General features: G+C 39.6%; 10 protein-coding genes. 4 read left to right on the forward strand and 6 right to left on the reverse strand.

Going from position 1 to position 11,672, the window contains the following annotated elements; translation table 11 throughout:
- Positions 1-7: 7 nt before the first annotated feature.
- On the reverse strand, positions 8-2,308 hold the full coding sequence (gene helD / locus AC6UDB_RS00615; RefSeq protein WP_500708864.1) for an RNA polymerase recycling motor HelD: 2,301 nt from the start codon (positions 2,306-2,308) through the stop codon (positions 8-10).
- A gap of 90 nt (positions 2,309-2,398) precedes the next feature.
- Here helD and AC6UDB_RS00620 point away from each other — a divergent pair, with 90 nt between their 5' ends.
- From AC6UDB_RS00620 to AC6UDB_RS00635, 4 genes are all read left to right on the forward strand, one after another.
- A complete protein-coding gene (locus tag AC6UDB_RS00620) occupies positions 2,399-4,264 on the forward strand; it encodes a cation:proton antiporter domain-containing protein (RefSeq protein ID WP_500708865.1) in 1,866 nt (621 codons plus the stop codon).
- Between the two features lie 185 nt (positions 4,265-4,449).
- Entirely contained in the window at positions 4,450-5,106 is a 657-nt protein-coding gene (locus AC6UDB_RS00625) for a histidine phosphatase family protein (RefSeq protein WP_500708866.1), read from the forward strand.
- A 10-nt stretch (positions 5,107-5,116) separates the two neighbouring features.
- Complete coding sequence (gene hflX, locus AC6UDB_RS00630) at positions 5,117-6,379, forward strand: GTPase HflX (protein WP_500708867.1); 1,263 nt, start codon at positions 5,117-5,119, stop codon at positions 6,377-6,379.
- 270 nt (positions 6,380-6,649) lie between these two features.
- Positions 6,650-7,996 carry an APC family permease gene (locus tag AC6UDB_RS00635; protein ID WP_500708868.1) on the forward strand — a complete coding sequence of 449 codons (1,347 nt, stop codon included), beginning with the start codon at positions 6,650-6,652 and terminating at the stop codon, positions 7,994-7,996.
- A 20-nt stretch (positions 7,997-8,016) separates the two neighbouring features.
- On the opposite strand, the gene AC6UDB_RS00640 is transcribed toward AC6UDB_RS00635, so the two are convergent.
- From AC6UDB_RS00640 to AC6UDB_RS00660, 5 genes are all read right to left on the reverse strand, one after another.
- Positions 8,017-8,835: a DUF6681 family protein gene (locus AC6UDB_RS00640; RefSeq protein WP_500696510.1), complete on the reverse strand. Its 819-nt coding sequence runs from the start codon at positions 8,833-8,835 to the stop codon at positions 8,017-8,019.
- Positions 8,835-9,383 (reverse strand): hypothetical protein, encoded by a 549-nt coding sequence (locus AC6UDB_RS00645; protein WP_500696509.1) that lies wholly within the window; start codon positions 9,381-9,383, stop codon positions 8,835-8,837. The genes AC6UDB_RS00640 and AC6UDB_RS00645 overlap by 1 nt, the downstream gene beginning before the upstream one ends.
- Positions 9,384-9,474: 91 nt before the next feature.
- Positions 9,475-10,044 (reverse strand): guanylate kinase, encoded by a 570-nt coding sequence (locus tag AC6UDB_RS00650; RefSeq protein ID WP_500693500.1) that lies wholly within the window; start codon positions 10,042-10,044, stop codon positions 9,475-9,477.
- Positions 10,034-10,456: a bis(5'-nucleosyl)-tetraphosphatase gene (locus AC6UDB_RS00655; RefSeq protein WP_500707298.1), complete on the reverse strand. Its 423-nt coding sequence runs from the start codon at positions 10,454-10,456 to the stop codon at positions 10,034-10,036. Before AC6UDB_RS00655 ends, AC6UDB_RS00650 begins: the two co-directional genes overlap by 11 nt.
- A gap of 49 nt (positions 10,457-10,505) precedes the next feature.
- Positions 10,506-11,645, reverse strand: coding sequence for a cation:proton antiporter (locus AC6UDB_RS00660; protein ID WP_500708869.1), 1,140 nt, complete (start codon positions 11,643-11,645; stop codon positions 10,506-10,508).
- Between the last annotated feature and the right edge of the window lie 27 nt (positions 11,646-11,672).

The raw sequence follows: 11,672 nt of genomic DNA on the forward strand, positions 1-11,672 counted from the left end.
AACTCACCTACTTGGTTACTAAATCATACTCATCCTTTGGAACGTCCTTAAACGTTGGTGATAACTCCCCAACTGAAATCACGTCCAGGCGGTGCATAGCACGACTACAAATTGTGTACACTAACTGGTCATCACGCTCCGTTGGATATTCTTCTTTAGAACCATTCCACATTACAACGGCGTCAAACTCAAGTCCCTTAGCTAGATAGGCCGGAACAACAATAACACCCTTGACCAACCGCTGATTTTCGGTTTGAATCAACGTGGATTTAATCCCATCTTTTTTTAGCTCATCATGAACTCGTCGACACTCGTCTAACGATTTAGCAATGACGGCCGTGGTATCACTCGCCTGATCATTTACCTGAATCGTATTCTTTAAAACGTTTATTCCCTTATTAAAATCTTTGACAACGTTAACTTTAGGAAGTTCACCACTTCTAGCAAACGACTGGATCTTACTGCCATCTGGGATCAAATGCTTGGTAAAATCAGTGATTTGTTCAGTTGAACGATAAGACTTATTAAGTTCGATTACCTTGGTCCTCTCAGGATCAAACATCGTCTTCATTTCACGCAAAAGGCTGTTACTACTCTCATGCGTGAAGATCGCTTGGTTGAGGTCTCCCAGCAAAGTAAACTTAGCCCTTGGAAAATTAAACTTGAGGTAAGCCAACTGAAATGGGGTATAGTCTTGAACTTCATCGACAAACAAATAACGCATGTGAATATCAGGACGTTTCCCAGATATTAAATCATACAAATAAAGATAAATTGAAATATCAGCATCACTAATTTTGCCATTCTTTAATCGCTCAATTGATTTTTCAACCCCGTCATTCCATTCTTGTTCATCAATTCCATACTTGCTCAAGTCGGTAATTCTAGGAACGTTTCTGATTAGATTAACGAACTGGCGATTGATACTAACAAATCGACCGCGAGTAATGGCTTTTCTAACGTTTCTAAAAGCGTTTTGGACAATCTTTTTAGCCAAAAAGTTATATTCCTTATCGGGATTATCCATACTTTCGCCATATTTAGCGTAAATGGCCTGAAGTTGTTGCTGGTCAAGTCCTTCAATGGTTTCTTCGACCCACTTCTTTTTCATCTCACTCCCAATGTGACGATTTAAAATCTTATTCAGTTCTTCCTTGGTAGCTTCCAAACGATTCCGTAAGTTATAGTTTTCGTTAAAACGATAGTAGATTTCACTAATATCTTCCTTAGAAATAAAGATATTATCTTCAAATTTAATGTCTTTAAACTGAAAGTTTTCCTTATTTAAATGGTGAGCGTACGTTCCAACTAGATCAAAGAAATCCAAGCTGTTTTTGAAGTCAACCACCTTTTGTTGGTGTTTTTCATGAGTTTCGACAAAACGTTCACCAATGGTTTCAACCTCCAAGTGGGGAACTCGTCGGTTGGTGTATTGGTAGTACGTCATCTGAACCATATTTTGTTCCCCTAACTCAGGTAAGACCTCATTGATGTAGTCATTAAAAAGTTGGTTGGGGGAAAATAAGATTACCTGGCCCGAATTCAAATTACCACGATAACGATAAAGTAAGTATGCAATTCGTTGCAAAACAGCAGCTGTTTTTCCTGACCCGGCCGCTCCTTGAACAAAAAGCAAATCAGAATCAGTATCACGAATGATCTGGTTCTGCTCTTTTTGAATCGTGGTAACGATGCTCTTCATTTTGGTATCAGACTGATGACTGAGATTTTCTAGAAGTAAGTTGTCTCCAAGGGCTTCGTCTGTATCAAAGATGGTTTCAATCTTACCGTTCTTGATCTCAATCTGTCGCTTTAACTTGACGTCAACCTTTTGGGGACCAGCCGGTGAATCATACGTCATTTCACCAATTCCACTATCATAGTAAATACTGGAAATAGGTGCCCGCCAGTCGTACACCAGATAATCGTCAGGATTATCGGTAAATGACGCTAGGCCAATGTAAATGGTTTCAGTGTGTTTCTCGCCTTCTTCGTGAAAATCAATTCGAGCAAAGTAGGGATTTTGATCCAGCCGTTTTAGTGTATCAAGATCCCTTGCGGCGTTCTTCCAGCGGTTCTCACGTTCCGAAAGTAATTGCTGTTGCTGTCTAACCGAGACACCCGTCTCCATCTGTCCACTATATGTACTTGTCTTTAAACGAACATCGTTAAAAAAGTTCTTTTGGATTTCCGATTGGTCACCCTTCGCTTTTTTAATTTTTTTAGCAGCATCGACCTCTGCCATTTCAATTTTGCTTTCAACAAAATCAAGGTGCTTCTGTTCTTCATCTTTAATTGAATTTTCCAACGGATAATCCCTCCTGCTTGCTAAACTTGATTAAATATTCTAACATATTAACTCAACTGAACAAAATATATAAACCAAGGTGATCGTAATATGGACTCAATCTCATTAGTAATTGTTTTACTTGCAGCCCTAATAACTCCATTAGTGATGGCACGATTCCACATTTCAATGCTGCCAACCGCAGTCGTTGAAATTTTAGTTGGAATCATATTAGGACCCAGTTTATTCAACATCGTTTCCGACTCAAACATTTTATCCATTCTTTCCAAGATTGGTGTAATCGTCCTACTGTTTTTGAGTGGAATGGAAATCGATTTTTCCTTATTTAAACCCAAAAACAAAAATCCCAGTGAACTAGAAAAAAAATCAAGCAAAACTGCTCCACGATTTTCATCCGTTCAACTAGCCTTTATGGGGTATGCAACGGTTATCATTCTAGCATTAATCCTAGGATACTTCTGTAAACTAACTGGACTATTCAGTGACTTCTGGTTAGCTTCAATCTTGTTTGCTACCATTTCACTTGGCGTGGTCATCGCATCCTTAAAGGAAAAAGACGTCACTGGAAGCGCCTTTGGCCAAACCATTCTGTTAATTGCTGCTCTTGGTGAAGTTTTACCGATCTTTGCCCTGACGATCTACGCCTCGGTATTTGGATCCGACAGTAAGTCACTATGGCTCATCCTGATTCTATTTGTGGTAGCGGGCTTTTTATTGTGGTGGTTTAAACGTTTCTTCAAGGTTTCAGACCAAATCAATAAATCAACCACTCAGATTGACATTCGGCTAGCCTTCTTCATCATCGTTTTACTATCAACGATTGCCGTCTTTGTTGGATCAGAGGACATCTTAGGAGCATTCATCGGTGGAATGGTCTATAAATTACTACAACCATCCGAAACCACGAAAGATCGATTGGATTCAATCGGATATGGGCTCTTCATTCCAGTCTTCTTTATCATGAGTGGTGTTGGTTTGAATGTCAAAGAGTTGCTGTCAAACCCAGCGACTTTGGTTCTAATCCCTGTTTTCTTTGCTAGTTACATCATCGCGAAGTTGGGACTTTATCCCATCTTTAGGTTACGTTTCAATAAGCAAAACTCACTGGCTGGAATGGCCCTTCCGAGTGCAACCATCACCATGGTTCTGGCAATTCTCCAAGTTGCTAAGGGGATGAAAGTGATCACATCTCAACAGTCGGGGGCATTTTTGCTTGCAGCAATTATTACCTGTATCATTGGCCCACTGGTCTTTAACAAGGCCTTTAAAGTCGAACCAGAAACCTATCCTAAGATTAAGGTTAATTTCTTTGGGGTTAACTTAACTACCATCCCAGTCGCTCAACAACTTTCAACTGGGTGGTACGACGTTAACGTATACACTGATAATCAGGAGCACTACCGCTCCTATAACAGTCAGGCTAACGTTCATCTTGTTTCTAAGCTTGACCCAAGATTTTTAATTGACAACGGCTATTTTGACTGCGATATCGTCGTTATGGCCTACTTTGATTCAGAGAAAAGTTACGAATTGGCCAAGTCGGCTAAAAAATATGGCGTCAAACGGGTTATCGCTCGTTTTGAAAATCGCGATGTCCTTGATAAGCATCAAGATGAACTCCTTTCTCTAGGAGTTGAGATATATAACAACCTTGCCGTTAATATTGCCATGCTAAGAGAGTTGATTGAGGTCCCGTCAACATTTAAGATGATTGAATCTAACGAATCAGTTCTCCATGAAGTTAAACTAACTAATCCGAGTTTGGCTAACATAGCAGTCAAAGACCTTCCCTTTAGTAGTGACATTACTATTAACGAAATCTTTCGCGACCATAAACTACTTCACCCGACCGGTGAGACGATCCTAAGATTAGGTGATCAAATTATTTTCTCAGCCCAAAAGGGAACTGGAATTCAAATCAGAAGTGATTTTAACCCGGAAGCATCACAAAATTAGATTAATTAATCCACTGACTAAGATGATGTCAGTGGATTTTTTATCTGGTTCATGATGATTTACGCAAAACAATATAATGATTATTTCAAATGATTACTAAATTATACCAATTCCACCCGTCCCGTTTATCTTGGACGTTAAAATATGCTAGAATTAAGCAACTAGTGAATCAGGGGGAAATAAAAATGACTTCAATCAATTTATATTTTGTCAGACACGGCCAAACATATTTGAATCGTTACCATCGTTTACAGGGATGGGCAGACTCAGCTTTAACCGATAAGGGAATCACCGATGCAATCGATGCTGGAAAACACCTTAATAAGGTTGATTTCAACAAGGCATATAGTAGTGATACCAAAAGGGCCCGTGACACCGCCGAACTAATCCTAAAGGAAAATCCATCAGGACTAGTTGAACCGATCGAAATGGAAAACCTCAGAGAAGAGAATTTTGGATACTTTGAGGGCAATGACATGGGACAAGTTTGGCACATCATTGGGGGGCCGTCTGGCGCTGATTCATACAGTCAAATGATCGCCACTTATACGATGGAAAAGACCCGCGACATGATTGCTGACGCCGATCCATACGGGGATGCCGAAAATGATTCACAGTTTTGGAAACGAGTTCAAACTGGGCTGGACGAAATCGTTAACAACGCTGAAGATGGTGATGATATTCTCATTACTGTTCATGGAACTCTCATTCGAAGTATCGTTAGTCGTTTTAGTGACATCGATATTAGTGAACCCATTCAGAATGGCAGCGTCACTAAAGTTGATTATAAAGATGGCGATTATATTATCAAATACTATAACAACATTTCAGATCCAGTCTAAAGGAGTATAAATGATCGACAACTTTACTGATATAATTACAATTGGTTTAGATTTAAATGATGCTAATTTTCAGTACTCAATGGAGGAACTTAACAACTTAGTCACCGCGAACAACATGCATAGCGTTGAAACTGTGACCCAAAAATTGGATCACCCTGATCCAGCAACCTACTTCGGCAAAGGTAAGGTTGAATTTCTAGAACAACTCGTCAAAACGTCTGGGACAGATATCATTGTGGCAAACGATGAACTCAGTCCTAGTCAAATTCGAAACCTTGAAAAATTAACCAACGCTAAAATCATTGACCGAACTGGGCTAATTTTGGAGATCTTCGCCAATCGAGCTCGTTCTCGTGAAGCCAAGTTACAGGTCCAGCTTGCCAAACTAAACTATCAACTCCCAAGGCTCCGTACTAGTGCTAGTCAACGATTAGACCAACAGTCTGCTGGTGGCGGACTAGCTAACCGTGGTGCTGGTGAAACCCAAATTGAATTGAATCGTCGAACCATTCAACATCAAATCACGCACGTTCGTCACGAATTAAAGGAAATTGACAAATCATACGACACTCAAAGTAAAAAGCGCAAACAAAACGATTTGAAAACCATTGCTCTTGTTGGTTACACCAACGCAGGCAAATCCACGATTATGAATCAACTGGTAAAACGATTTGGTGAAAACGAGGAGAAAGAAGTTACCGTTAAAAACATGCTATTTGCCACCTTGGACACCAGCGTGCGAAAGATTGAGCTACCAAACCATAAACGTTTCCTTGCAACCGACACGGTTGGTTTTGTCAGTCAACTTCCGCATCAACTAATTCAAGCCTTTAAATCAACTTTAAAAGAGGCAAGCAACGCTGATCTCTTGGTACAGGTAGTTGACTACTCTGACCCAAATCAAGAACTAATGATGCAAACTACTGAAAAAACTCTAAGAGAAATCGGGGTCCCCGACATTAACATGATTAAGGTCTTTAATAAGGCTGATAAGAGTGGAGAAAATTATCCCGTTCGTGAAGGCAATAACATCATCATGTCAGCTCTTGACCCTGATTCAATTAATTTATTAATCGACATAATTTCTCAAAACTTGTTTAAAGATTACGTCAAAAAGACGTACCTCATCCCTTTCAGTAGTGGCCAAGTAGTTTCGGACCTAAATGAAAACGAAACGGTCTATCAGACTGATTACACCGATCAGGGAACGAAGTTGAAAGTTGAACTTCCCGAAACATCGGCCAAAAAATACCAAAAATACGAAGTTAATTAATAAAATTACATTGACATTTAATATGGATCGCGGTTAAATGGTCCTATACTAATTTAAGAGAACAATATTTAAAGAAACCGCCCAAGAGAAGCCGACGTTATTCTGGAAGTTGGCTGACTAATCTTTATTTAACCACCTCTTAAAACACATTAATACGCAACAAAAAGCGCTCTGAAAATTTCAGAGAATTTTGGGTGGAACCGCGCAAATTTGCGTCCCTGACATTTAGTTGTCAGGGACTTTTTTTATTCTCAAAGGGAGGAATTTTATATGAAGAAACCAAAAGAAGAGTCCAATGTAAAGTTAAACCGTTCTTTAGGAATTTGGTCCGCACTCTCACTTGTAGTTGGAACCATCATCGGAGTTGGAATCTTTGTTAGACAAGCTGCCGTTCTAAACGATGCAGGATCAGCAAATGGTGCCATGCTGGCTTGGCTAGCCGGGGGACTTCTGACTTTAGCCGCGGGACTTTCAATTGCCGAGATTGCCTCGCAAATTCCAGAAACCGGTGGACTATATGCATACATGGAAGTCATTTATAACAAGTTTTGGGGCTTCTTATCTGGATGGATGCAGATTATTGTTTATGGTCCCGCAATGATCGCTTCACTTGGAGCTTATCTTGCCATCCTATTAGGTGACTTTTTCCATATTTCACCAGAATGGAACATTCCGATAGCTATCATTGCAGTTGTTGCGGTTGGTCTATTAAATACCTTTCCCAATCGATTTGGAGCTGCTTTTTCAATTATTACCACAATTTGTAAGCTCGTCCCAGTCGCAGCGCTTATTATCTTCGGACTTTTCTTTGGTCACGCTAATGCTTTTACTCAAAGTGTTAGTGACGTCCACTCCTCAGTTGGTGGTTTTGGAGTTGCCATGTTAGCCACTCTATTTGCCTTTGACGGGTGGATCCTAGTTGCTAACCTTGGTGGAGAAATCAAAAACCCTAAAAAGATGCTACCACGTGCTATCACCTTCGGAATTTTAATTGTCATTGCCATTTATATGCTAGTTTCATACGGTGTTTTAAAAAGCATTGGTCCCGAGAAAATTCATGATCTTGGAACAAATGCCATTCCATACATGGCTAACAAAGATTTTGGAATGATTGGTGGGAAGATTTTAAGTATCGGTATCATCATCTCAATCATCGGTTGCATGAACGGAAAAATCATGACCTTTCCCCGTATCATGTATGCCATGGCGAAAGAAAATCAACTTCCGTTCTCTAAGCAGTTAGCTTACCTCAATCCAAAGACCAGAACGCCAGTGGTATCAATTGCTGCTGTTCTGATCATTGTAATCATCATGATCTGTTTCTTTGATGCCGACCGACTCTCAGAACTATGTATCTTTACTGTCTATTGTTTTTACGTGATGGCGTTCTTCGGGGTTTTCATCCTTAGAAAACGTCACCCCGACCGAAAGCGAGTCTTCTCAGTTCCACTATATCCATTCACACCAATCGTAGCTATTTTGGCATCCCTTTTCGTAATCTGTTCAGAAATTGGATCAGACTTCTATGGAGTCGTTTGCTCACTGGGAATCGTTGCACTCGGGATTCCAATCTATTACTTTGAAGTTATTCTCAAAAGAAATAAGGTTAAAAAATAAGAGATCTCAAATGAGATCTCTTATTTTTTCTGATATGCAATTTTAATCTGAACCGCATAGTCGTCAGCTCCATCAATTAAGCCGGCTCGACCAGAAGTCTTGTATTTTCCTCCAACCAAAAAAGCTTCAGCTAGATACAACTTGACTTTATTCTTATCGATTTTTTGAATATCTTCAAAACCAGCCTTAACAATGTGGCCAACGGGTTCACAATTAACCTGATTCATTCCGGCATAGACTTCATACTTTCCGTTTTCTTCTCTTAAATCAAAGTAAGGGATTAACACTCCATCACCCAAAGCGTAGACGCGATGCTTAGGATTAGCTTTAATTTCGGAAAGAAGCGCCCGATCGCCTAATCCATTGTAGTCATCACTTGCAACTTTTTTGGTAATCATGGTATCGGCTAACTGATGAACGTTATGGCGCTCACTAATTGTCGATTCCAATTTAGCTGGCATCGTTTTTCTTTCATCAAATAAACCGTTGGCGGGAATATTGCGATAACGACGACTTCCACTACGAGCCTCGGTTTGCTGATCAGTTTCCTTGGGCTGAATGTGCAAGACCTTATTAATGACCGGGGTAACATCAAACTTCGCCCGTTTTTTAGTAAAGTAATACATGATGTTTAGGTACAAGAAGTACGCTAAAATCAAGACAACTAAGAAGACCAGAACCCCCCTAATCATAAAGCCATTTACAACAAAACGGTAGGCAACGTACAAAAGGTAAAAGTCGCCTAGAATCCCTAAAATTACGTAAATTCGGCTTTTAGTGTTTGTTTCAATCGTTATATATCCAAGATAATGATTAATAATATCTAGAAAACTAAACATTAATGTTCACCCCCAGGATTAGTCGTATTGGCTTGGGTATTATTCTGAGTATTGTTAGAAGTAGTCCCCGTACCATTATTAGAATTGCCGTTATTTCCGGTATTCTGACTTGATTTTTCGGCATTTCCACCGTTATTATCAGTTGTCTTTTGATTGTTATTACCAGTCTCCGAATTATTTCCATTCGTGCTGGTCGAATTATTTTGCTCCTGTCCACCAGAAGTTGTTTTCCCTTGTTCATTATTTGGTGACTTACTATTACCATCGTTATTGTTATTATTCATATTATCTTGTTTAGCCCCAGAACTATTGGATTCATTTTTACTATTATCGTCATTAGAATTCGAGTTCTGGTTCTTAGTACCCTTATTATTATCATCATTCTTCTTAAAGTCAAAAATAGAACGTTTCTGGCTTTGATGGGTAGTGACTTTAGCACCCTCGTGGGTATTGGTTGCTTTATTGACAACAATATTAGTGGCTCCTAACGCTAAACAAATTGAAATAATGGCAAATGGAGTAAGAAATGGTGGTACTCGATTTGGCATTTAATCATCCTCTCAACGTATATTCTCTTTTGTGAAACTTAATTATTGCACTTAAAAGTAAAGAATTTATTCCAGTCGATAAAAGATTTCTTTAAAGTTGTCTTTTTAAATTTAGTACAATTTGATCAATCTGATTCTTAGTTTGACTCCATTTCTCATTATCAATCACAATTGACCGATTTTTTAAAGCAGCTGGAAGCTTTAAATCACGCGCGTCTTCTTTACTTTCCATTCGAACTTGAATCTGAGCCAGAGTATCCCCGCGATCAATCATGCGCTTTTTAAGCTCAGCCGGATCTTTAACTTTCAAAAAAATGACAACCGCTTCTACTCCTAATCGATCCTTGTACGTAATTGCACCCTTCGTGTCTAACACAATTGAAACAATGGGAGACTTTAAAAAAGCGCGATCTAACCCTTCGTATGATGATCCATAACAGTGCCCCGAATATCTTACTGATTCTAAAAGATGAAGTTTTTTAAAACTTGTCGGTGATTCAAAATAATAATCCACTCCATCTTGCTCTTGATCCCGTGGTGCTCTGGTCGTATGGGTAATCACCTTAGGAATTCCATACTTTTTCATTAAATAATCCGAGATAGTGGTCTTACCAGTGCCAGCGGCTCCAGTAATCACAATTACAAATCGTTTATTTGACATAGTGGTCCTCAATGTATTCATTGGCCTTTTTAAGTGGTGGAAGTAAGTTATCGTATGTGACTAACTTCAAAGCTTCTTCGTAGGTGCACCAACGATCTTCACTAATCTCTTCCTTCTGTCTGGTAACCGAAGTGTCAACCGGAACCTCCGTCACAAAGAAAGTTACCACTTTGTGGTGGCCATTCTTCATGTCATACTCGACCTTTACATCAAAACCATCATCAATTTCAGCATGAATTCCCGTTTCTTCTCTTAATTCACGTTTAGCAGCCTGTTGTAATGTCTCATTTCCCTCGACGTGCCCCTTGGGATATCCCCAAAAATCACTAGTTGCACTTTTTAAAAGTAAATATAGTGGTTGATTTTCCTTAAGTTGAAAAACAATCGTTCCACCATCAATTTCATTAATCATAAAAATGCCCCATTTATTTGTTTCTTTCATTGTACCAAAAAATCAAAAACTACACTGATTTAATACTGAACTTAAGCATAATTGGTGAAAGAATCGTTGAAAGTACAATTACCATAATAATTTCGGAGTAAAGTTCAGAAGCAAGCAGATGACTAGATAGTCCAATCTGAGCCACAATAAGAGCCATTTCACCTCTTGATACCATTCCGGCACCCACTACGTTGGCATCTTTTAGGGTCAATCCAGTTAATTTCGCTCCAATTCCACACCCAATCCATTTGGTAAGAACCGCTAAGATCGTCATTATTACAACAATCAACCACGTGCTAGAGAGCCCCTTAAAACTCATCTCCATCCCAATTGCGGCAAAAAAGATTGGAATAAAGAAGGAATAACCAATTCGATTAGCACTTTGAATCACCTGATCATGAAGCGGCGTACGTCCAATTGCAATTCCAGCAAAGAAAGCCCCTAACACCGTGCTCAGATTGGCCGCTTCTGCCAGATATGCCATGATCAAACAAATGCTAATCCCCATAATCGACACGGCTGAATTGGCAGGAAGAAGGTCGGCTAACCGCATGAGCCAAGGTGCAATCCATTTAATGACAACAAAAATCAATCCAAAAAACAAGATTTGAAACGTAAACAGAACAAACAAATTTTTAGATCCTGATTCCGTCCCAAACACACTGGAAAAAACACTCAACAAAATAATTGAAATCACATCGTCAACTACCGCGGCCCCTAAAATGGTTGCTCCCGCGACCGATTTCAACTTGCCAAACTCCTGAAGCACTTCGACACTAATGGATACTGAAGTAGCCGAAAAGATCACTCCCCAAAAGAGCGCTCTTTCAATTCCTTGGCCTAGTAGTTGACCATAAAGGGTAAAAGCGACCACCGGTAAAATGACCCCACAGATAGCAACGCTAACGGCCGGCTTTAAGTACTTCTTGACCAATTCGAAGTCACATTCTAATCCCGCAATAAACATCAAAAAGATGACCCCAATTTCGGATCCAACCGAAACCAGGTGATTTAAACTGACTAGGTGCAAAACCGCGGGTCCAATTAATAAGCCGGCCATAATCTCTCCTACCACCGCTGGCATCCCAATCCTTTGACTTAAAACTCCTAAAATCAACGTTGAAAGTAAAATCAATCCAATTGTTGCTAAATATTCCATATAACCTCCGGTATCCCTCAAAAAAAG

It is taken from the genome of Fructilactobacillus sp. X3R2C1 (assembly GCF_059901235.1).